The organism is Pseudalkalibacillus decolorationis (assembly GCF_024609785.1).
In the GTDB taxonomy this organism is placed as follows: Bacteria; Bacillota; Bacilli; order Bacillales; family Fictibacillaceae; genus Pseudalkalibacillus; species Pseudalkalibacillus decolorationis.
This window is the reverse complement of sequence record NZ_JANHJQ010000005.1, coordinates 147,494-170,190: the sequence shown is the minus strand read 5'-3', so window position 1 is coordinate 170,190 and position 22,697 is coordinate 147,494. Positions and strand designations below refer to the sequence as shown.

The 22,697-nt window shown below is 39.6% G+C and carries 22 protein-coding genes and 1 tRNA gene; 16 read left to right on the top strand and 7 right to left on the bottom strand.

Annotated elements, in window-relative coordinates:
• The first annotated feature begins 4 nt into the window (after positions 1–4).
• From NON16_RS06725 to NON16_RS06715, 3 genes are all read left to right on the top strand, one after another.
• Positions 5–1,330 carry a dihydrolipoamide acetyltransferase family protein gene (locus NON16_RS06725; protein ID WP_257347998.1) on the top strand — a complete coding sequence of 442 codons (1,326 nt, stop codon included), beginning with the start codon at positions 5–7 and terminating at the stop codon, positions 1,328–1,330.
• Positions 1,331–1,492: 162 nt separating this feature from the next.
• Complete coding sequence (locus tag NON16_RS06720) at positions 1,493–2,449, top strand: metal ABC transporter solute-binding protein, Zn/Mn family (protein WP_257347996.1); 957 nt, start codon at positions 1,493–1,495, stop codon at positions 2,447–2,449.
• A 295-nt stretch (positions 2,450–2,744) separates the two neighbouring features.
• Positions 2,745–3,176: a BrxA/BrxB family bacilliredoxin gene (locus NON16_RS06715; RefSeq protein WP_257347995.1), complete on the top strand. Its 432-nt coding sequence runs from the start codon at positions 2,745–2,747 to the stop codon at positions 3,174–3,176.
• 122 nt (positions 3,177–3,298) lie between these two features.
• Here the strand turns inward: NON16_RS06715 and NON16_RS06710 are convergent, their stop codons facing one another.
• Positions 3,299–4,219 carry a LysR family transcriptional regulator gene (locus NON16_RS06710; RefSeq protein ID WP_257347993.1) on the bottom strand — a complete coding sequence of 307 codons (921 nt, stop codon included), beginning with the start codon at positions 4,217–4,219 and terminating at the stop codon, positions 3,299–3,301.
• 509 nt (positions 4,220–4,728) lie between these two features.
• On the opposite strand from NON16_RS06710, the gene NON16_RS06705 reads away from it, so the two are divergent.
• A complete protein-coding gene (locus NON16_RS06705) occupies positions 4,729–5,163 on the top strand; it encodes a DMT family transporter (protein ID WP_257347992.1) in 435 nt (144 codons plus the stop codon).
• Positions 5,164–5,545: 382 nt separating this feature from the next.
• On the opposite strand, the gene aceA is transcribed toward NON16_RS06705, so the two are convergent.
• Both aceA and aceB read right to left on the bottom strand, forming a co-directional pair.
• Positions 5,546–6,823, bottom strand: a complete 1,278-nt coding sequence (gene aceA / locus NON16_RS06700) for an isocitrate lyase (protein ID WP_257347991.1) — start codon at positions 6,821–6,823, stop codon at positions 5,546–5,548.
• Positions 6,824–6,843: 20 nt separating this feature from the next.
• Positions 6,844–8,451 (bottom strand): malate synthase A, encoded by a 1,608-nt coding sequence (gene aceB / locus NON16_RS06695; protein WP_257347989.1) that lies wholly within the window; start codon positions 8,449–8,451, stop codon positions 6,844–6,846.
• A gap of 478 nt (positions 8,452–8,929) precedes the next feature.
• Here aceB and NON16_RS06690 point away from each other — a divergent pair.
• The 7 genes from NON16_RS06690 to NON16_RS06665 all read left to right on the top strand — a co-directional run bounded on the left by NON16_RS06690 (position 8,930) and on the right by NON16_RS06665 (position 14,458).
• Positions 8,930–9,005: transfer RNA gene (locus tag NON16_RS06690), tRNA-Arg, on the top strand.
• 1,104 nt (positions 9,006–10,109) lie between these two features.
• Positions 10,110–10,379 carry a nuclease-related domain-containing protein gene (locus NON16_RS25600; protein WP_372508755.1) on the top strand — a complete coding sequence of 90 codons (270 nt, stop codon included), beginning with the start codon at positions 10,110–10,112 and terminating at the stop codon, positions 10,377–10,379.
• Positions 10,380–10,556: 177 nt separating this feature from the next.
• On the top strand, positions 10,557–11,327 hold the full coding sequence (locus NON16_RS06685; protein WP_257347988.1) for a transporter substrate-binding domain-containing protein: 771 nt from the start codon (positions 10,557–10,559) through the stop codon (positions 11,325–11,327).
• A 42-nt stretch (positions 11,328–11,369) separates the two neighbouring features.
• Positions 11,370–12,029, top strand: coding sequence for an amino acid ABC transporter permease (locus NON16_RS06680; protein WP_257347986.1), 660 nt, complete (start codon positions 11,370–11,372; stop codon positions 12,027–12,029).
• Complete coding sequence (locus NON16_RS06675; RefSeq protein WP_257347985.1) at positions 12,022–12,744, top strand: amino acid ABC transporter ATP-binding protein; 723 nt, start codon at positions 12,022–12,024, stop codon at positions 12,742–12,744. Before NON16_RS06680 ends, NON16_RS06675 begins: the two co-directional genes overlap by 8 nt.
• A gap of 188 nt (positions 12,745–12,932) precedes the next feature.
• Positions 12,933–13,886, top strand: coding sequence for an aromatic acid exporter family protein (locus tag NON16_RS06670; RefSeq protein ID WP_257347983.1), 954 nt, complete (start codon positions 12,933–12,935; stop codon positions 13,884–13,886).
• A gap of 53 nt (positions 13,887–13,939) precedes the next feature.
• Complete coding sequence (locus tag NON16_RS06665) at positions 13,940–14,458, top strand: L,D-transpeptidase (protein WP_257347982.1); 519 nt, start codon at positions 13,940–13,942, stop codon at positions 14,456–14,458.
• 16 nt (positions 14,459–14,474) lie between these two features.
• Here the strand turns inward: NON16_RS06665 and NON16_RS25595 are convergent, their stop codons facing one another.
• The gene (locus NON16_RS25595) at positions 14,475–14,750 is read right to left on the bottom strand and encodes a 2Fe-2S iron-sulfur cluster-binding protein (RefSeq protein WP_372508759.1); all 276 of its coding nucleotides are present in this window, start codon (positions 14,748–14,750) and stop codon (positions 14,475–14,477) included.
• 250 nt (positions 14,751–15,000) lie between these two features.
• Here NON16_RS25595 and NON16_RS06660 point away from each other — a divergent pair, with 250 nt between their 5' ends.
• A complete protein-coding gene (locus NON16_RS06660; protein ID WP_257347981.1) occupies positions 15,001–15,471 on the top strand; it encodes a hypothetical protein in 471 nt (156 codons plus the stop codon).
• Between the two features lie 36 nt (positions 15,472–15,507).
• Here NON16_RS06660 and NON16_RS06655 read toward each other — a convergent pair whose 3' ends face one another.
• From NON16_RS06655 to prli42, 3 genes are all read right to left on the bottom strand, one after another.
• The gene (locus NON16_RS06655) at positions 15,508–16,359 is read right to left on the bottom strand and encodes a family 1 encapsulin nanocompartment shell protein (protein WP_257347980.1); all 852 of its coding nucleotides are present in this window, start codon (positions 16,357–16,359) and stop codon (positions 15,508–15,510) included.
• Positions 16,360–16,361: 2 nt separating this feature from the next.
• The gene (locus tag NON16_RS06650) at positions 16,362–16,973 is read right to left on the bottom strand and encodes an IMEF encapsulin system ferritin-like cargo protein (RefSeq protein WP_257347979.1); all 612 of its coding nucleotides are present in this window, start codon (positions 16,971–16,973) and stop codon (positions 16,362–16,364) included.
• 151 nt (positions 16,974–17,124) lie between these two features.
• Entirely contained in the window at positions 17,125–17,214 is a 90-nt protein-coding gene (gene prli42, locus NON16_RS06645) for a stressosome-associated protein Prli42 (protein WP_257347977.1), read from the bottom strand.
• A 159-nt stretch (positions 17,215–17,373) separates the two neighbouring features.
• On the opposite strand from prli42, the gene NON16_RS06640 reads away from it, so the two are divergent.
• From NON16_RS06640 to NON16_RS06625, 4 genes are read left to right on the top strand one after another with little or no spacing between them, the layout of a single operon-like run.
• Positions 17,374–19,029: an acyl-CoA mutase large subunit family protein gene (locus NON16_RS06640; RefSeq protein ID WP_257347976.1), complete on the top strand. Its 1,656-nt coding sequence runs from the start codon at positions 17,374–17,376 to the stop codon at positions 19,027–19,029.
• Between the two features lie 20 nt (positions 19,030–19,049).
• The gene (gene mce, locus NON16_RS06635; RefSeq protein ID WP_257347975.1) at positions 19,050–19,892 is read left to right on the top strand and encodes a methylmalonyl-CoA epimerase; all 843 of its coding nucleotides are present in this window, start codon (positions 19,050–19,052) and stop codon (positions 19,890–19,892) included.
• Between the two features lie 2 nt (positions 19,893–19,894).
• The gene (locus tag NON16_RS06630; RefSeq protein WP_257347974.1) at positions 19,895–21,442 is read left to right on the top strand and encodes an acyl-CoA carboxylase subunit beta; all 1,548 of its coding nucleotides are present in this window, start codon (positions 19,895–19,897) and stop codon (positions 21,440–21,442) included.
• A gap of 20 nt (positions 21,443–21,462) precedes the next feature.
• Positions 21,463–22,593 (top strand): M20/M25/M40 family metallo-hydrolase, encoded by a 1,131-nt coding sequence (locus NON16_RS06625; RefSeq protein WP_257348069.1) that lies wholly within the window; start codon positions 21,463–21,465, stop codon positions 22,591–22,593.
• Positions 22,594–22,697 lie beyond the last annotated feature (104 nt).

Sequence of the window (22,697 nt, the reverse complement as noted above, 5' to 3'; positions counted from 1 at the left end):
ATCAATGGCAAAAGAAAAAATAACGATGCCTCAGCTTGGTGAGAGTGTAACAGAGGGAACAATTAGTAAGTGGCTCGTCCAAGTTGGTGACGATGTAAAGAAATACGATCCAATTGCGGAAGTTATGACAGATAAAGTAAATGCAGAGGTCCCATCTTCATTCACTGGTACGATTAAGGAGTTAGTCGCTGATGAAGGAGATACAATCGAAGTTGGTGAACTCGTTTGTTATATTGAAACAGAAGGTGGAGAAACATCTGAGGAAAAGGAAGAACCAGCAAAAGAGGATCCAGTTGAGGAGCCTAAGGCTGAAGAAAAATCAGATACTGCACCGAAAAAGCAAGCTCCAACGCAACCTAAAAATGGTAAAGCGCGTTATTCTCCAGCGGTTCTTCGTCTTGCACAAGAGAACGAAATTGATCTAGAGCAAGTTGAAGGTACTGGTCGTGAAGGACGTATAACTCGTAAAGACCTTCAGAAGCTTATTGACTCAGGTGATATTCCTAAAGCAGGAGACAAGCCTAAGGAAACGTCAACACCTGAGCAAACCGAAGCACCGGAGGAAAAGCCGGCAGCTGCTATGTCATCAAAGCCTGCATCTAAACCTGCGAATATCCCAGTTGAACCTGGTGATGTTGAAATTCCTGTAAGCGGCGTACGTAAGGCAATTGCCGAAAACATGGTTCGCAGCAAGCATGAAGCGCCGCATGCATGGATGATGATGGAAGTGGACGTAACCAACCTTGTTGAATACAGAAACAGTATTAAAGGTGAATTTAAGCAAAAAGAAGGATACAGCATGACGTTCCTTCCATTCTTTATTAAAGCGACTGTGGAAGCTCTTAAGGAATATCCAATGATCAATTCAATGTGGGCTGGGGACAAAATTGTTCAGAAGAAGGATATTAACATTTCAATTGCAGTTGCAACAGAGGATTCCCTTTTTGTTCCTGTAATCAAAAATGCAGATGAAAAGAGTCTTAAGGGCATCGCTAAGGATATTAAAGATCTTGCTGGTAAAGTAAGAAATGGTAAACTTTCTGGTGATGATATGAAGGGCGGAACCTTTACAGTGAACAATACAGGTTCATTCGGTTCAATCCAATCAACACCGATCATCAACTATCCTCAGGCAGCGATTCTATCTGTAGAATCGATTGTAAAGCGTCCTGTAGTAATGGATAACGGTATGATTGCGGTAAGAGACATTGTTAATTTGTGTATGTCACTTGATCACCGTGTACTCGATGGATTAGTTTGTGGACGTTTCCTTACTCGTGTAAAGGAAATTCTCGAAAACACATCGAAAGAAAATACATCTGTATATTAAAAGCAACAAACAGGGATGACTCGATTCATGAGTCATCCCATTTTTTTTTGCGAAAAAAACAGATGAAATAATTGTCTAAACAAAATCATTGAAAATCGTAATGGCTACGATATAATAGTAAAGGTCAGAGAAATCGGAACCATTACGAAAGGAGACGCATCATTGAGAATTTTAGCATTATTACTTATCGTTCCATTACTACTTACAGGATGCGGTTCATCAGAATCAGATCAACAAAACGCTGACAAATCCGAGTTGATGATCTATACATCAATCTATCCTTTACAATATTTTGCCGAGAGAATCGGTGGAGAGACAGTTAATGTACAATCGATCGTGCCGCCGGGTTCAGATGGACACACATACGAACCGACAACGAAAGAACTTATTAAAATGGCAGAGGCAGACCTACTAATATATAACGGAGAAGGATTCGAAGGTTTTATCGACAAAGCAAAAAAGTCCCTTAACGAACAAGAGGTGCAGTTTGTAAACGCCTCATCCGGAATAGGTTCTCATGAAGAGAATGAAGAACATAACGCTGAAAAGGAAAAGCAGGAAGGTGCCGTACATGAAGAAGCGCATGGACATCACGGGGAAGAAGATCCACATGTATGGCTGGATCCGCTGCTTGCAATTGAGTTAGCAGAAACAATTAAAGATGCGATGGTCGATGAAAAACCAGGATTAGAAAATGAGTTTGAAAAGAATTATAAACAACTAAAAGAAGAGTTACATGCTTTGGATAAAGAATTTCAAAAGGTTGTCGATGGGGCAAAGACTAGGAAGTTTATTGTAGCACATAGTGCATACGGTCGTTGGGAAGAAAGCTATGGACTAGAGCAGGTGCCTGTTACCGGGACTTCACCTTCGCATGAACCGACACAGAAGGAAGTTCAAGAGATTATCGATTTTGCTCGATCAAATAAAATTTCACACATTTTACTTGAACGAAACATCTCCTCAGACATTGCAAAAATGATAGGGAAAGACATCGACGCAGAAGTTCTTTACTTAAGTAATCTCGAATCCCTGACAGAAAAGCAACTCAATCAAAATGAGGATTATCTCAGCATTATGAGGGATAATATTAAAACGTTGAAAACAGCTCTTCAATAATTTGTAGAAAAAAGTATGAAATTCTTGTTTTATATAAGAGTGGACGGGGTATATAAAAAGTACAACACCTCTATACCCCCTAAACCCCTTTAAAAAGTGAGCTGAGTGCTTGCTTTTTTTTTGCTCTTTAAGAATAGGTCTTCAACCGGAAGAAATTTGATGTTGAGAAAAGTTTAAGACCTATCTCGCTATGTCAAGTTTACGATTAACAGATTCTAAGTGTATTGATTTGCACTGGGTATCCATTCGCCTTAAAATAGAGATAAATGGAACACGGAAGGAAGTGTGTGTGGGAATGAATATGAATTTTAACTTTTTTATGAACGATGTTGTGGTAACAGCACGTAATGAAGCAAAGGAAGCAGGGTTCCAAGAGCTTACAAACCCGGAAGAAGTAGATACAGCATTTGCGAAAGAAGGCACGACATTGGTGTTAGTGAATTCTGTATGTGGATGTGCGGGAGGAATTGCACGGCCTGCAGCAGGTTATGCATTGCACAAAGGTGAACAAAAGCCTGATCATGCAGTCACAGTATTTGCCGGTCAAGATAAAGAAGCAACTGAAAAAGCGCGCTCCTATTTTACAGGATATCCGCCATCGTCTCCTTCCTTCGCATTATTAAAGGACGGAAAATTGGTTTCAATGGTCGAACGGTATGAAATTGAAGGTTCTGAACCAATTGAGGTTGTTAAAAAGCTTCAAGAAGCATTTGAAAAGCACTGTTAATTGTTTTCGAACCGGAACAGAAGTGGGCTGGAGCTTTTGGGGTCAGTCCACTTACATAGTTGAAAAATTCTACATACGTCAGCGTTACCTTAGAAATGGTCTTTTAGGTTTATTACCTATGGTTAAGTTTCATAGTTTAGTTTAATTCCAACTGCTTTTACAAATTCTTTGAAAGCTTGTGTTAGCAAAACATCTTTTCTATGAATAAAGACCGTAGATACTTTTGAATATTGATCGGGGAGCGAGTAAAAGTGTAATTCATTCGCTAATGGAAGGTGGTCAACATAAGATTTTGATAAAAGGGCAATCCCTAGTCCTGCTCTTACGCAACCGAAAAGACCTTCTAGTGTGGAAAATCTCATCCTCTTTTTAGGATAAATTCCCTCCGCATCAAGCCAAGTTTCAACTTGTTGTCGATAAATGCAACCATGCTGTAAGGTAAGAAGAGTTCTTTGACTAATATCTTGAAACGATTTTAAATAAGAGTGTTCTTTATCTGTGATTAAAACTAATTCTTCTTCAATAAATAGATGCTGCAAAAGCTCAGGATGATCTACAGGACCTGCAACAAAAGCTCCGTCAAGTTGATACTCTAATACTTCGTTGATTAATTCCTCCGTAGTACCGCCCTTTAGAGATAAATCAACCATAGAAAATTGTTTCATAAAGGTAGTTAACAAAGGAGGCAACCATACAGCGGCGGTGGATTCAATGGAGCCTATTGATAACGGCCCACGGGGGATCCCATCGTTACTTAGGGCTTTTTTTGTTTCTTCCACTAAAGAAAACAATCTATCCGTAAATTGTAATAACGTTTTACCTGTAGGCGTTACTGTAACGCCGCGTGAATGACGATAAAATAATTCTGTGTTAAGTTCAGATTCTAACCGTTTTATTCGTGCGGTGACATTAGATTGAACATAATTAAGTCTTTTTGCTGCGTGAGTAAAACTATTCTCTTGAGCAATGATTTTAAATATTTTTAAATCATCCAAATCCACTTTATATTCTCCCTCTTTTGATATCAATTTTATTGATGTCATATATCTAATTCCTTCATTTTTATAAATACCATAACTATAATACAATTACAATGTAATGAAATCATCGAGTCGAATTGAGGAGGACAAAATGGATGTTCCTTCGAGGGTCTTGGGGTTTTCAGGCGCCATATTAGGTGTTGTTATTTCCACGTTAAGAAAGTATAAAAATACTATCTATAGTATAAGTTCAACTAAGGCGATCGCCAGCGCTAAGGCTTGGCGCTAGCCAAGTTTTCTTTACACGTTAAGAAAGTATAAAAATACTTTCTATAGTATAAGCGCAACTAAAGCTCAGCCGGCACCAAAGGCTTGGCTTTGCTAAGTTTTCTTTATCTTTGTTGGAAGTATATTTCTATTTTCTTTGCGAACAACTCTGTGCTAATGGTCGATATAGGGGGCATTTAATTTTTCTATTTTTCTAACTAACATGCCTTTACACTACAAAGTTAGTTATTCTACCGGATTAACAAAAACAAAAGGAAAAGTTGTTATGCTAAAGGGTGAGCGAGATGAATTGGTTTTTTTTATTGTTGAGTATCATCGGTGGTGCCGGTTTAGCATTTCAAGCCGGCGTGAATGGTGAATTAGGAAAAAGAATGGGAACTATAGAAGCAGCGTTTGTGGCTTATTCAGTAGGTACACTAGCCTTACTCTTGGGTACCATATTTTTTGGGAAAGGAAGTTTAGGGGCTCTTTTTTCATTTCATACTTGGAAATGGTTTATTGGAGTGCTCGGTGCCTTATATATCTTTATAATGGTGGTTACAATCCCTCGAGTGGGGGCTGCTACAGCAATTATTGCTGCCATATTAGGACAACTAGTTATCGGGATGATTATCGACCATTTTGGACTGTTTGGAGGAAAAACGCTTCCTATTAATTTCGATCGAATTGCTGGTGTTGTATTAATGGTTATATCTCTATTTCTGTTTTTTAAAAAATAACCTTAAAGAGCTTCCGAAAACGGATGTTGGTAAAATTACCAAAAAGGCACTTATTGGGATGGCTTTATCTCAGGATGTTGTGAAATAAGGTCAAAAAACGATAATCCATTTAATGTATAAAAAGGATAACTCTCTGTTTTCGAGTCATCCTTTTTATAAAGGTAAGAAAGTATAAAATTTTGTAGGCATAGAAGTGATGTCTAGCTCCAGCGCCCAGCCACTTGGATCACTTCAGTCCTCCTGCGGCGGCAACACACTGATTTGCATCCTGTGTATTCCCACGCAGGGCCGAACCTGTTTGGACCGAGCCTCTTCGTCGGTCTTCCAGTGACCTTCGTGGCTAAGCAGGGCGCTTGCGCTTTTCTTATGAGGTAAGAAGATCTTATTTTGTAAACTGTTCCTCTTCAGTAGACCCTTTAAGGGCAGTTGTAGTGGATGTTCCACCAGATATGATTTGTGTGACTTCATCGAAATAGCCAGTTCCGACTTCCCGTTGATGTCTAGTAGCGGTATATCCGTATGGTTCACTGGCAAATTCAGCTTGTTGAAAATCAGAATAAGCAGCCATACCTCGATCTTTGTAACTGTGTGCCAGTTCAAACATGCTATGGTTTAACGCGTGGAACCCAGCAAGTGTAACAAACTGGAATTTGTACCCCATTTTACCCAATTCTTTTTGAAACTCTGCAATGGTTTGTTCATCTAGCTTCTTCTTCCAATTGAACGAGGGTGAGCAGTTATAAGCAAGAAGTTTATTTGGAAAATGATGATGGATCGCCTCTGCAAAGCGTTTAGCTTCTTCTAAGTTGGGTTCTGAGGTTTCACACCAGATGAGGTCTGCATACGGTGCATAAGCTAATCCTCTTGAAATAGCTTGTTCCAGCCCAGCCTTCGTGTTATAAAAACCTTCAGACGTACGTTCACCTGTAAGAAATGGTTGGTCATATGGATCGACATCGCTGGTAATTAAACTAGCAGCATTCGCGTCCGTTCTTGCAATCAAAACAGTTGGAACACCCATTACATCTGCTGCTAAACGTGCAGAAATTAAGTTTCGAACAGCCTGTTGAGTAGGGAGCAGAACCTTGCCACCTAAGTGACCACATTTTTTTTCAGACGAGAGTTGGTCCTCAAAGTGAACGCCAGCTGCACCCGCTTCAATCATTCCCTTCATTAATTCAAATACATTTAATACACCACCAAATCCTGCTTCCGCATCCGCTACAATCGGAGCAAACCACTCTGTCTCATTCTTTCCCTCCATATGATCAATTTGATCTGCACGGCCAAGAGCTTGATTTATTCGTTTGACTACTTGAGGAACACTATTAGCAGGATACAAGCTTTGATCCGGATACATCTGACCAGATAAATTCGCGTCCGCGGCGACTTGCCAACCACTTAAGTAAATTGCTTTTAGACCAGCCTTTACTTGTTGAACGGCTTGATTTCCAGTTAGTGCTCCGAGAGCATTTATATAAAGATCTGTATGGAGCATTTCCCTTAATCGTTCTGCTCCTCTAGTTGCTAATGTGTGCTCAACCAGAACAGTTCCACGGAGTCGCAGAACATCTTCAACAGAGTAAGGCCTTTCGATTCCATTCCATCGTTCCTTTTCCCATTCCTTAGATAATGCGTCTGCTTCTTGAACTCGATTCATTTTCAACATTCCTCCCATTTTTATATTAGATACTCATACCCGGGTAACGTTAAGAAATCGCGAAATTTGTCTTGAAAAACAAGTTGTTTAAACAGGTTTACTGCTAAAGGAAATTTGGATGATTGGTATTGTTCCTTTTCAATTTGCCCTTTGATTTTCTCCATCTCTTGGTCTATGAAGACTTCTACCAGCTCGGAGGTAATCGGTTCACCGTCTACCAATCTACCTTTCGGATGGCGAATCCATTGCCAAACTTGAGCTCTTGAAATTTCAGCCGTAGCAGCATCTTCCATTAAGTTGTACAAAGGGACAGCACCTTTTCCACGTAACCAGGCTTCAATATATTGAATGGCGACACTAATGTTCATGCGAAGTCCATCCTCTGTTATCTCGCCTTTAGGTACAGCTAACAATTGTTGTGCTGTTATGTTTACTTCTTCTCTTTTTTTGTGAAACTGATTGTTTGTTGGCATACTTTTATCGAAGACATCAAGTGCGATCGGTACGAGTCCGGGGTGTGCAACCCAAGTACCATCATGCCCGTTTTCAGCTTCCAACTCTTTATCAACTCGTACTTTATCCATGGCTTTGTCGTTTGCTTCCATATCATTTTTCACTGGGATTTGCGCGGCCATCCCGCCGATTGCATGGGCATCTCGTTTATGACAAGTTTTGATAATGTAAAGTGTATAAGCTCTCATGAACGGAACAGACATTGTTACCAAAGACCGGTTAGGGAGAATAAAAGCTTCGTGGTTTCTAAGCTTTTTAATGTAACTAAAAATATAATCCCAACGTCCACAGTTCAGACCAGCGCTATGTTCTTTTAATTCATATAATATTTCGTCTGCTTCAAAAGTCGCAAGGATCGTTTCAATGAGAACGGTTGCCTTAATCGTACCTTGTGGAATTTCCAAATAGTTTTGGGCAAATAGGAAGACATCGTTCCAAAGACGAGCTTCTAGATGACTTTCTATTTTTGGTAAGTAAAAATAAGGACCCGATTTATTGTTAAGTAAATTTTTGCCGTTATGATAAATAAACAGGCCAAAGTCAAACAAGCTAGCTGAAATGGGGGTGTCGTTAATGAGTACATGTTTTTCTTGTAAATGCCATCCTCTTGGTCTGACAATAAGAGTGGCGATTTTTGCATTTAACATGTAGTTTTTTCCATTAGATGTCGTAAATTCGATCGTCCGATTAATCGCATCCCTCAAATTAATTTGGCCATTTAATGTGTTTCCCCATGTAGGAGAGTTCGAGTCTTCAAAGTCAGCCATAAAAGCTTTTGCACCTGAATTAAATGCATTGATGACCATTTTACGATCACTGGCAGGACCGGTGATTTCAACCCTTCTATCCAGAAGATCTTGAGGAACAGGGTCGACTGTCCAATTTCCCTCTCGAATAGAAGCTGTTTCTGGTAAAAAATCCGGGAGTTCTCCTTGGTCGATTCTTTCCTGCCTAGATATTCTGTTTTGTAACAATTGCCTTCGTTTTTCATTAAATTGAACATGTAACTCTCTTAAAAATTTCATTGCATCAGGTGTTAACACTTTTTGATGTTCCGAGGAAAGTGAACCAACGAGTTTGACATCTTGCGGATAATGCTCGATTACCTTTTCCAATTTTTCAATTCCTCCCTTAAATGACAACTTGGTTCCGGGTCTTTAGTACTAGTTTCTAATCAATCAAACCATTTCCTGAACATCGATGACAGCTGATACAACCTTCTCCTTTACATTTGTCACAGTGCGTTTCCTCTTCATAAAAGCCCTCTCCAGAACAAGATGTACATTCCAATTCGCCATTTCCATTACAAGTCTGACAATTCAATTAGATTCCCTCCTTTTAATATTGAACGAACACTGTATTGATACAGATTTAAAATAATAATTCTATTATATAACAGATATTCAGAAATGTTTACCCTATTTTTGTGATTTTTTAAAATTTTTTTTGAATTTGTGAAATGGTTACGTTTTTTGACTAAGATTCGGGGGAGTATTGCTTTGTACAAGAGGGGAAAGTTTATACCAAGTAAAGAAAAAACTTCTTGACAGATTCGCTTATTTTGCGTAAAATAAGTACTTGTCAGATGAAATTGCGTCTATAGTGAAATTGGATATCACATGAGATTTCGGCTCTCATATTCTGGGTTCGAGTCCTGGTAGGCGCGCCAATACATAGTGAACAAAACTCTGCATTTAAGCAGAGTTTTTTTGTTTACACGTTAAGAAAGTATAAAAATACTTTCTATAGTATAAGCGCAACTACGGCGATCACCTGCGCTAAGGCTTGGCGCTAGCCGAGTTTTCTTTAGATTTTATCCATGAGTTCCTATAATTACAATACGACGATATAATTGAGAAAGCGCCGATATAATCTCGCTTTCGCCGATAAAATTGAGAAAACGCCGATATAATCTCGCTTTCGCCGATAAAATTGAGAAAACGCCGATATAATCTCGCTTTCGCCGATAAAATTGAGAAAACGCCGATATAATCTCGCTTTCGCCGATAAAATTGAGAAAACGCCGATATAATCTCGCTTTCGCCGATAAAATTGAGAAAACGCCGATATAATCTCGCTTTCGCCGATAAAATTGAGAAAACGCCGATATAATCTCGCTTTCGCCGATAAAATTGAGAAAACGCCGATATAATCTCGCTTTCGCCGATAAAATTGAGAAAACGCCGATATAATCTCGCTTTCGCCGATAAAATTGAGAAAACGCCGATATAATCTCGCTTTCGCCGATAAAATTGAGAAAACGCCGATATAATCTCGCTTTCGCCGATAAAATTGAGAAAACGCCGATATAATCTCGCTTTCGCCGATAAAATTGAGAAAACGCCGATATAATCTCGCTTTCGCCGATAAAATTGAGAAAACGCCGATATAATCTCGCTTTCGCCGATAAAATTGAGAAAACGCCGATATAATCTCGCTTTCGCCGATAAAATTGAGAAAACGCCGATATAATCTCGCTTTCGCCGATAAAATTGAGAAAACGCCGATATAATCTCGCTTTCGCCGATAAAATTGAGAAAACGCCGATATAATCTCGCTTTCGCCGATAAAATTGAGAAAACGCCGATATAATCTCGCTTTCGCCGATAAAATTGAGAAAACGCCGATTAAATCTCACTTTCGCCGATAAAATTTAAGAATCGCCGATATCTTAAAAAGTGTTCAAAATTCGGTACCCAAATTGATTTACGAGAAGGAATTTCCCCTTCATATAAAGAATTTACTAGAAAATTCATTCAAAAGGGGCGATTTAATGATTATCAAGCATAGGACAAAGCCGACTAGTATTAGAAAACTAGAGGCCCTACAACGGAGAATCCCACGTGATCATCCGAGACGACCATTTATAGATGAGGGTTGTGCGATAAACAAGGCAGGCTACAAAGGTGAACTCGCGTTAAATTTTCCACTCAAATTCCTTCCCCAAAAAGATTATTTAATCCTACACGATTTAAGACTTCAAAACAAAACAGCCTACTTTCAAATCGATTGTTTACTAAAAGGTCGAAGCTATAGATTCTAACCATTCATTAGAACAAATCACAACGAAAGGTCTTAACTAATTATAATAATACATAAAAACTTATAAAAGCACTTCCCATACCCCTTATATTGTGCTATTATACTTCTTGTCAACTAATAAATATTAATTACTATGTATAAAAATAAATAACATAGTAGGGGTAGGAGGAGTAAGGAAATGAAAAAGATAAGTTTGTTCATGTGTTTATTACTAATTGTGGCAAGTCTCGTGGCTTGTAGTTCAGGTAATGCATCTGAAGGTGATAAAAAGACGATCGTAATGGGAACGTCTGCGGATTACCCACCTTATGAGTATATTGATACAGCGAAGGGAAGCGAAATTATCGGATTTGATATCGATATCGCGAAGCAGGTTGCTGACAATCTTGGTTATGAGCTTGAAATCAAAAATATGGATTTTAACAGTTTAATAGAGGCGTTGAAAAACGATCGTGTAGACTTCGTGATGGCTGGCATGACACCTACAGATAAGCGTAAGAAAAGCGTGGATTTTTCAGAGGTTTATTACACGGCTAAGCAGCTTGTGATGACCACAAACGATTCGAACATCAATACAATCGAAGATCTAAAAGGTAAAAAGATTGCCGTTCAGCTAGGATCCATTCAGGAAAAAGAAGCTGAAAAGATCCAGCAGCAGGTTGATATTGAAATTGTCAAACTGAATAAGATTCCTGAAATCGTACAAGAGCTTAAATCTGGTCGAATAGACGCGATGATTATTGAGGACGCGGTGGCATTTGGATTTCTCGATAAAGATCAAAGCCTGAATACATTTGAAATCAAGAAACCAGCTGAGAAAACGGCAGGCTCTGCAGTTGCATTCCAAAAAAACAGTGATTTAAAGGAAGCCTTCAATAAAGAAATGAACAAAATGAAGGAAAGCGGCGAACTAGATCAAATAGCCGAAAAGTGGTTCACTACCAAATAATCACACAAAACCATACAACTAAGAAAAGGGGTGTACACAGGCATGAATTTGGATTTTGCCCAAGTCGTGCCTTCTATTCCATTCATCATTGAAGGGATATTGGTCACGTTAAAGTTTGTTGCTGTGTCGGCAGTTATCGGGTTTATTTTAGGAATCATATTGGCACTATCGAAAATTGCACGGATCTCGATACTAAAATGGCTTGCGAGTGCCTACACGTCTGTTTTTAGAGGAACACCGCTTATTTTGCAATTATCGATCATTTATTTTGCTACACCACAGTTGACAGGTTATGAGATCACCCCGTTTTTAGCAGGAATTCTTACGTTCGGATTGAACTCTGGAGCTTATATGTCTGAAATTATCCGAGCAGGGATTCAGGCGGTGGATAAAGGCCAAACCGAGGCTGCACAAGCACTTGGGGTTTCGTATCGACCGATGATGCGACAAATCATTTTTCCACAAGCTTTGAAAAATATTCTGCCGGCAATGGTTAATGAGTTTGCGACCCTTACAAAAGAATCCGCCATCGTTTCAGTGATCGGCGTGACAGATATTATGAGACGTGCACAAATTGTCGGAGCCGATACGTATTACTTTTTTGAACCGCTCCTTATTGTCGGACTCATTTATTATCTAATGGTGATGTGCTTATCAATAACTGGGAAAGCTCTTGAAAAGAGGTTGAGTATCGTTGATTAGTGTAAATAATCTTAATAAATCATTCGGAAGTACAGCAGTCTTAAATGGAATTAACACTGAGATTGAACAAGGTGAGATTATTGCTGTTGTTGGTCCATCAGGATCCGGTAAATCAACGTTCTTGCGATGTCTCAACCGCTTGGAATCACCAACGGACGGTGTGATTAAAATCAACGGTCAAGACATTACAAATAAGCGTGCACCGCTTTTTAAAATTCGAGAGAAAATAGGAATGGTATTTCAGCATTTTCATCTTTTCCCCCATATGACTGTACTTGAAAATGTAACGTATGCACCGATGACTGTTAAAAAAATGGACAAGGATAAGGCAGTTCTAAAAGCGCGATTGCTAATTGAAAAGGTTGGTTTATCGCAAAAGGAAAATGAGTATCCGAACCGTCTTTCTGGTGGTCAAAAACAGCGAGTAGCCATCGCCCGTGCACTGGCGATGGAGCCTGAGGTCATGTTGTTCGATGAACCTACATCTGCACTTGATCCAGAAATGGTAAAAGAAGTCCTTGAAGTTATCAAGTCATTAGCACATACTGGAATGACGATGGTGATTGTAACTCATGAGATGGGATTTGCAAGAGAACTCGCCGATCGAATTCTATTTCTAGATGATGGAAAACTTGTTGAAGATAGTAAACCTGCAACGTTTTTCTCACAACCAAAGTCTGAAAGGGCAAAACAGTTTTTGGAGAAGATACTTTAAGAAGACTGACAAGAGAACCGCTGATAAAGTGCTGCTAATCTGTTTGGGATTTGTTTTTGAATTTCAATTCAATTCAATTCAATTCATTGATGTTTTGGACCGAAAATCTATCATAGAATGGGTTCATATAGGGAATGATTCTCATAGAGTCATCCCTTTTTTACGTTTAGCTGGGGAGGGATTTTCGAGTGTTTCGTATTGGATACCGTACATTGAAAACAGCGATTGCTGCACCAGTGGCAATATTAATCGCTAAGGCATTTGAACTGGACAATTATATATCGGCAGGAATCCTTGCGATTTTATCGATTCAAGTAACAAGAAAACGTTCAATGATAAGTTCCGCGGAACGGTTTATCGCGTGTATTGTCGGGATTCTTTTTGGGTTTATTTTCTTTGAAGGAATCACCTATCATCCATTCGTACTTGGTTTACTTTTACTGCTGTTTATTCCAACAACTGTGGTACTGCGCATTCAACAGGGTGTTATTACGAGTTCCGTCATTATTTTACACTTATTGACGATGAAGGAGATTACTATACCGATTGTTTTGAATGAACTGGCCATCATATCAATCGGGATCGGTGTTGCATTAATTGTGAATTTATATATGCCAAGTATGGAGAAACAGCTTAAACAATATCAGTGTGGTATAGAAGGGTCATTTCATAAGATTTTACAAGAATATGCATCTTTTTTGCGAATTGGAGACAATGATTGGGACGGAAAAGAGATTGTTGTTGCAGATCGGTTAATAAAGGATGGAAAAAGTTTGGCGTTTAGAGATATAGAGAATCATTTGTTGAGACATGAAAACGAGTACTACAATTATTTTAAAATGAGAGAAAAGCAATTTGAGATTCTTGAACGGGTGCTGCCGATCATTTCATCATTGGATAAAAGTTACATACAAAGCCATCAGCTTGCCGATTTTTTGGAGAAAATTGCAGATGCGATCCACCCAGGCAATACAGCACAAAAATATTTAGATGAACTTGACCAATTAAGAAATTCATTCCGAGAAATGGATTTACCGCGAGATCGAACTGAATTTGAGACGCGCTCTTCTTTGTTTTATTTTTTAACTGAAATGGAACAATATTTAATCCTCAAGCGTTATTTTAAAGCGAGGGATGAATGACTGTGTAAGATTGGGCAAACTAAGGTATAACCGAATGGAAAGGAAGGATTATTGTGGGAGCCATTAACCTAGTTCTTGCTTTTGTGTTTGCCATTTCATCTCCAATCTGGCCGTTAGGGGAGAACCCAATACCGGGGGATCCGTATCTCATTGTAAATAAGAAAACCAACTCATATGTTTTCTTTGATGACGGAACAATTGCCAAAGAGGGAAAGGTTGCTACAGGTAAATCATCGGGCCTTACACCTGAAGGAGAATTCACTGTCGTTGTAAAAGCAAAAGATCCTTATTATCGTAAGAAGGACATTCCTGGAGGAGACCCTGATAATCCGCTTGGGTCTCGTTGGATTGGATTTGATGCCAAAAACACGGACGGACGTATTTATGGATTACATGGAAATAATAATCCTCAATCAATTGGTAAATATGCGACATCAGGCTGTGTCAGGTTTCAAGAAAATGATATTCAATGGTTATTTGATCACGTTCCCCTCGGGACAAGGGTTTTGGTTGTAGATACTCCAAAGTCATTTCAAGAAATTGTACGAATGCGGGATGTTTTTCTGGAATAGGATTTAATAATGAGCGTCAGACCATTCTTGCTTGACAAGAAAGTCGGTAACCTGAATGGACTTTGGAACTAAGCCTTTTCTGTTCGGCTTCGTTCGCCGGCGTAAGTCCCACTTCGTCTTTTAATACTTGAATTTGACACTTTCCACATGTTCCTTTTTTACATTTGAAATCTAACTGGTGGCCTTGGGTGAGTGCAGTGTCTAATACGGTTTGCCCTTTTTTAAAAGGAACAGAAAAACTTCTTCGATTTTGAGTAAAATAAATGCGAGCGGTTGACGTCGTTTTATTCACCCTTGGATTTGATTTTATTGGAGGAACAGAAACTTCCTTCGATCTTACATTATTGCTCGAACTTTGCTTAAGAGACCCCACTGTTAAAGTCTTTTTCACTTAAACCATCCTTTCATTACACACCAAAACATACGCAAATTTATCCTGAAATGTTCCGGAAATTATAATTTACTCGTTGACATGAGAACAATTCTCATATAAACTGAGAATGAATATCAATGAGAACGATTATTGATGGGGAGGAACTCTAATGAATTGCGATGTACATGGTTTCACTGATATGCATACACTGATAACGAATGAGAGAAAAGTAGGTGGAGCTATTGAAGCGACTCGAATTCGTTTGAGCACGGGAGAAGAGTTTACATATCCCGTCATCACCAATGTCGATTACTCAGGATCAACGTTTTATTCGATTGGGTTCATTACCGGAGACGGTGAGCATTATATCGTCAACGTGCATGACATTAGTATGATGACGTCAACACGACATTGTTCGGTACGAGATTTGAAAAATAGTTATTGTAAGAAAATGAAAACCGAGCAACGAATCGACTATTTAAAACGTCTCTGTGAAGTGAACGAAGGCTCCAGTACTTCAATTTTCTTGGAAGAAGTTCAAGCGATTCTTGATGACATTGGGTTTGAAGCCATAGAAAGTGAACATGAACTAAGCCCGTTAAATAACAAATTTAATTCGAAAACGATAAAGATAGCATAGAATCAAAAGAGTAAAAAGTAGAATCCTAAAGGGACTCTACTTTTTTTTCGGGGATTCAAGTGTACATACAGCAGAAGGTCTTTTGATTCTTAATACAGAGCTTTCATAAACTCTGAATAAATAGTTCATGTTTTCCGTATCCATGAACGCAGAATCGAAGTCCTCTGCGATAGCTAGATCAAGATTTTCCCGTCCGGTTGCTACAAGGACACCTGAATCCTCTTTTATGACAGGTGACTGATAAATTCCATCTGTAACAAGCTCGCGGATATGTTCGATTTCAAGGACATGGGTGCCTTCATGAACACGGTGAATCAAGGCATATAAAGATGGTGAAAGGACGAGTGCATAAGGTCCACTGTGTCCCATTTTCAGCAATTTGTTTCGTGCCTCAACAACATCCATAAAAGCATTCCCTGACTTCATCCAATCTTCACGTATGTGGGTTAGGCGTCCTTTCACGTTCATTAACCCTTCGAGATCGAATGCTTTTGTTCCATTGAAGATCATATCATCTTCAAGTAAAGCAGACTGTGCGGCAGCGTTTGCTGCTACTGAGAAATCAATTGGAATATCTAGTGTTTTCGCTTGTTCAATATCCCGCCAGTACAAAATAAAATCTTTGTACAACAGTGGAATGGTCAAGTTGACCCTTTTTGTGGGCTCTGTAAGCTGGAGGCTTTCACCATGGTAGCCCATCGTGCCAAGTTCTTTGTCTTCATATACATCATTTGTTACCGTTTGAACACCCTGTCCGAGCGGTCCGTAAATATCAATAAACCGACGTCCAATTAGTTGTCTGCGAATACTATCCACGATTGTTTCATCGAGTCTTTCCCAGTCGCGATCGACCAATGGAGAATCAGCAAATTTAATCGTTTTATTCATCCTTATTTTCCTCCTTTTAAACTTCCGACAGTAAGTCCTTTTTTCTGACGTGAAGCAGAAACAGTCGTTGTTGAATGTGAACTTGATTGTGCGGCAGGAGTATCTGTATATTTATCAACTTTAAGATGACTTGCCACATTTTCTTTTTCATCTGTCGGGATCGAAGCTGCTGAGTTAGCCGCTCCTTCGAATTGATCGTTCAACTCGTTAAGTATAGATTTAATGGTTTGATAATCCTCATGTGTCATGTCACGAAGGCTCTGTAGGCTAGTCTCGTGTTCGGTATCTTTAAATTGAAAGAGTGCGAGATCCAGATGTTCAAGGAAATTATGTAGGCCGAACTTTTCAAGGCTAATATCCTGCAATAGCCGTATGAATTCATGGTTAGATCGGTCCACCGCTGAATTATGTTCAATAAAATAGTCCAACTTAGGATTCAAAACACTTAGACGATCCTGCCGATGTTCCTCTTCTTCGTATATATGGTGGAAGTACAATCGTTCATGCTCATCCTTTGCATTTTCAATAGTCGGTTCAAGAACCCCCATGAAAACATTTAAAGCTTCCTCTGTCCTGGCAAAAATGTTTTTTAATACCGGGAAGTGGTCTGACATTTTTATCACACTCCTACGTTTCATACTCCATATCTAAACATAATACCCATAATTTCACCATCTAAACGCATTAGAGTTGATGGATTTCCTTTATTACCTATAATACTAATAATTGTGTGTCTCGTAAATTTTTCTGTTCTATCATGATTGATTAAAACATGAAAGCTACGCTTGTTAATAAAGAAAGGAGCATTGTAATAATCATGATGTATATGACAATCTTCATCCATTTTCTACGCAATTGAAAAACCTCCTACTCATCATTTATTATTGTACAAAGAAAAATAAAATGGGACAAGTGCAAAGATTGTCGAGTTTTTTCAAGTATTTGCAGGAGTTAACCGCTTACATCGAGAAGTCTTTTAGGTGGTAAACATATGAGTTTAAGGAGGCTTCTAGAATGGAACAAAATAAGGACTTTGAAACATTGTATCAGGAGTGGAAAGAAACAACCGATAAATTAATGGAAAGATTTCCTGAGCGTAAAGAATCGTTTCAGACTTCTTCAAATATTGATATTGATCGATTATATCTACCAGATCAATTGGATTCTTCTTATATGGAACAATTAGGCCTACCAGGACAGTACCCTTTTACAAGGGGAATACAGCCGACGATGTACCGAGCGCGTTATTGGACAATGAGACAATATGCGGGTTTTGGTTCAGCAGAAGAAACAAACAATCGGTTCCAATACCTACTTAAACAGGGGCAAACTGGTCTATCAGTTGCCTTCGATCTACCAACACAAATCGGATATGACTCTGATCACTCTATGTCTAGAGGAGAGGTAGGCAAGGTTGGAGTTGCTATCGATTCCCTTGAAGACATGGAAGCATTGCTTAAGGATATTCCATTGGACAAAGTAAGTACATCCATGACCATCAATGCTCCGGCAGCAGTACTTTTAGCCATGTATATTGTTGTCGCAGAAAAGCAAGGCGTTTCATCAGATTGTATCTCTGGCACAATCCAAAATGATATTCTTAAAGAGTACATTGCGCGTGGAACCTATATTTTTCCACCGAAACCGTCTATGCGTTTAATTACCGATATATTTGCGTACTGTACGAAAGAGGTACCGAAATGGAATACGATTAGTATATCGGGTTATCACATTCGTGAAGCTGGTGCAACAGCGGCACAAGAGCTAGCATTTACGATTGCCAATGGTAAGGCTTATGTCGAGGCTGCACTCGAAGCAGGATTGGATATTGATGAATTTGCCCCACGCCTAGCCTTCTTCTTTAATGCCCATAATGAATTTTTTGAAGAGGTTGCCAAATTTAGAGCAGCTAGACGGATGTGGGCTAAAATTATGAAAGAAACCTATAAGGCTCAGAATCGAAAAAGTTGGCAACTACGGTTTCATACCCAAACAGGGGGATCAACCCTGACTGCTCAACAGCCCGATAATAATATCGTCCGGGTAACTGTTCAGGCACTCTCCGCAATCATTGGTGGCACACAAAGCTTGCATACAAACTCTCGTGATGAGGCATTAGCATTACCAACAGAGGATTCTGCACGTATTGCCCTTCGGACGCAACAAATTCTTGCAAATGAAAGCGGTGTGGCAGATACAGTGGATCCGCTTGCAGGCTCTTATTTTGTTGAGAATCTAACAAATGAGATCGAACAATACGCAAATGAGTATCTGGAAAAAATTGATGAACTCGGTGGAGCTGTTTCAGCTGTAGAACAAGGATACATGCAGCGTGAAATTCACCATACGTCTTATGAAACCCAAAAGGCCATCGAAAAAGGCGAACAAATTGTTGTTGGGATGAACGCCTATCAACTTGAAGATGAACCTCAGCCAGAGCTGCACCGTGTTGATCCAAGTTTACAGAAACGTCAAATAGAGAAACTTGGAAAAATACGTGAACATAGAGATGAACATCGAGCGAGCGCTCAGTTAGAAGCGTTGCGTGTTGGTGCTAAAGGGAAAGACAACTTAATGCCTTTGATTATTAGCTGTGTAAGGTCGTATTGTACAATCGGTGAGATTTGTGGTGTTTTACGTGAAGAGTTTGGTGAATTTACAGGTATATAGGAGACTTGGGGGACATGAAAATGAAAAAAAAGATTCGTGTATTAATAGCAAAACCAGGTTTAGATGGCCATGATCGTGGTGCATTAATCATTTCTCAGGCGTTGCGGGACTATGGAATGGAAGTCATCTATACAGGTCTTCGCCAAACACCTGAACAAATTGTTTCATCTGCTATCCAAGAGGATGTGGATGCAATTGGAATGTCTTGCCTTTCTGGAGCACACAACGATCTGTTCCCAGAGGTTGTAAAAGGCCTGAAAAAGCATGGTGCTGAAGAAATTATTGTTGTCGGCGGCGGGGTGATTCCTTGGGAGGATATACCTTTTCTTGAAGAGCAAGGTGTCCAAAAAATCTTTACACCAGGGACTCCATCCATTGAAACAGCAAAATATATTGAAAAGGCTGTATATAAACGTGATGGTATTGGACTTGATGAAGACCTAGAATTAGTCAAAAAGATTGATCATATTGGTATCGCCGTAAATTCATTAGATGAATCTATTCCATTTTATCTTGAGGTATTACAGTTAAAGCTTGAGGGAATTGAAGAAGTTCCGTCAGAATCAGTTAAGGTCGCTTTCATTAATGCCGGAAATATACGACTTGAACTGCTTGAGCCTACAAATGAAAAAAGCTCGATTCATACATTTATTGAAAAGCATGGTGCAGGCATTCACCATGTTGCGCTTGGCGTTGCTAATATTGAACAACGAATTAAAGAACTGAAGAAAAAAGGAATCACGATGATTCATAATACACCAAAATCAGGGGCGGGGGGTGCAGAAATAGCGTTCATGCACCCGAAATCGACGCAAGGTGTATTGTATGAATTATGCGACAAATCATCGAAGGAGAGTCAATAGCTATGGACATCTATGATAAAATCAATGAACTTTATGACCGTCGTAGAGAAATACAAATGGGTGGTGGAGATGATAAGGTAACGAAGCAACATGAAAAAGGAAAACTAACTGCGCGTGAGCGAATTGATCTGTTATTGGATGATACTAGTTTTGTTGAAATCAATCCGTTCATTGAACACCGGTGTCAGGACTTTGGACTCGATAAAAGTAGTGCACCAGGAGAAGGAGTCGTAACCGGTTATGGTACCATTCATGGCCGTTCGGTATACTTATTTGCCCAGGACTTCACCGTGTTCGGCGGTGCATTAGGGGAGATGCACGCACAGAAGATCGCGAAGGTAATGGATCTTGCTGCACAAAATGGAGCACCTTTCATAGGCTTGAATGACTCCGGTGGTGCCCGAATTCAAGAAGGTGTTGTATCCTTAGATGGTTACGGACAAATTTTCTATCGTAACTCCATCTACTCAGGCGTGATCCCACAAATTTCAGTAATTCTAGGACCTTGTGCAGGTGGAGCAGTATATTCCCCTGCAATAACCGATTTCGTATTTATGGTGGAGCAATCCAGTCAGATGTTCATTACGGGCCCTAAAGTAATTGAAACGGTTACACGTGAGAAAATCAGCTCAGAGGACTTGGGTGGTGCGAAGGTTCATAGTACGAAAAGTGGAAATGCTCATTTCACAGCTCCTACCGAAGAGGAGACGTTGTTACAAGTGCGAAAGTTATTAGAATACCTTCCACAAAACAATGAAGAGAGTCCAGAGCGAAAGTCTGTAGAGGATCAATCAGATTATAGAGAGAATCTTGCAGATGTAGTGCCTTTTGATACCATTCGCCCTTACGATGTAAGAAATGTTATCCTGGAAATAGTCGATGAAGATTCATTTATGGAAGTTCATAAGGATTTTGCTCGCAACATCGTCGTCGGCTTTGGTAGAATTAAAGGAGAAACAATCGGGCTTATTTGCAACCAGCCTAAGGTGATGGCCGGTGGGTTGGACATCGACTCATCTGATAAGGTAGCACGCTTCATTCGTTTTTGTGACAGCTTTAACATTCCACTGATCACATTCGAAGACGTGACAGGCTTCTTTCCTGGAATTAAACAAGAACATGGCGGTATCATAAGGCATGGAGCGAAAATCCTTTATGCTTATTCTGAAGCGACTGTACCGAAAATCACCGTTATTACAAGGAAGGCATACGGTGGCGCCTATGTTGCCTTAAATAGTAAATCAATCGGTGCGGATCTTGTATTTGCTTGGCCGAATGCGGAAATCGCAGTAATGGGTCCTGAGGGTGCGGCCAATATTATTTTTGCGCGTGAAATCCAGAACAGCGAAAATCCCGAAGAAACACGGCAAGCGAAGATTGATGAATATAGGGAGAAATTCGCAAATCCATACGTAGCCGCTTCAAGGGGAATGGTGGACGATGTAATCGATCCACGAGAAACGCGAATTAAGCTTGCACAATCATTACATATGCTACGGAATAAGAAAGTGAATCGTCCATCGAAAAAGCACGGTAATATACCATTGTAATTATAGAAGGAGCGAAAATGATGATTAATAAAGATCGTATCGTTGAAGAATTTCTAGAACTCGTACAAATTGATTCAGAAACAAAATATGAAGAAGAAATCTCAAAGGTTCTTAAGAAAAAGTTTACCGATTTAGGGCTAGAGGTTATTGAAGATGATTCGAAAGAGAAGACTGGTCACGGTGCAGGGAACTTAATCTGTACATTACCTGCAAAGAATGAAAATGCGGACCCGATCTACTTTACTTCCCATATGGATACAGTAGTACCAGGGAACGGTGTAAATCCATCAATTGAGGATGGATACATTAAAACCGATGGGACAACCATCTTGGGGGCAGATGACAAAACCGGCCTCGCGGCAATGTTTGAAGCAATACGTGTTTTAAAAGAAAAAGAGATTTCACACGGTCGAATTCAATTTGTTATTACAGTGGGCGAAGAGTCTGGTTTAGTTGGAGCAAAGGAACTGGATCCATCCTTGATCAATGCAAAGTATGGTTTTGCGCTTGATTCAGATGGGAAAGTGGGAAAGATTATAGTAGCCGCACCAACTCAAGCAAAGATCATTACGACGATCGAAGGGAAGACTGCCCACGCTGGTGTAGCACCTGAAAAAGGTGTATCCGCTATTACAGTTGCTGCAAAGGCAATTTCGAAAATGCCGCTAGGACGAATTGATGAAGAAACAACAGCGAACATTGGTCGTTTCTCTGGTGGTGCCGGAACAAATACGAACATCGTTATCGACCATGTTGAAATCCTTGCGGAGGCAAGGTCCTTAATTCCAGAAAAAATGGAAGCCCAAGTGGAGAAGATGAAGGATGCGTATGAGAAAACCGCAGAAGAAATGGGTGCTAAGGCAAACGTTGAAGTGATCGTCATGTATCCTGGTTTCAAATTTGATCACGGTGATGAAGTGGTTGAAATCGCCAAACAATCGGTTGAAAAAATCGGCCGTAAACCGGAATTACTTCACAGTGGTGGTGGAAGTGATGCTAATATTATTGCAGGATTCGGAATTCCAACAGTTAACCTCGCAGTCGGGTATGAAGAAATCCATACGAAGAATGAACGTATGCCGATTGAGGAGCTCATAAAAACGTCTGAATTAGTTGTTAGTATTATTGAGCAAGTAGGTTCAAAAAACTAATTAGGTTAATAAGAGGGTGACTCTTAAGTTGCTGGCATTCTCCGCTTTTCGAGATTGCTGGTTGTTTACTTTGGGTCATCCTCTTTTCTATAATAATAATAATT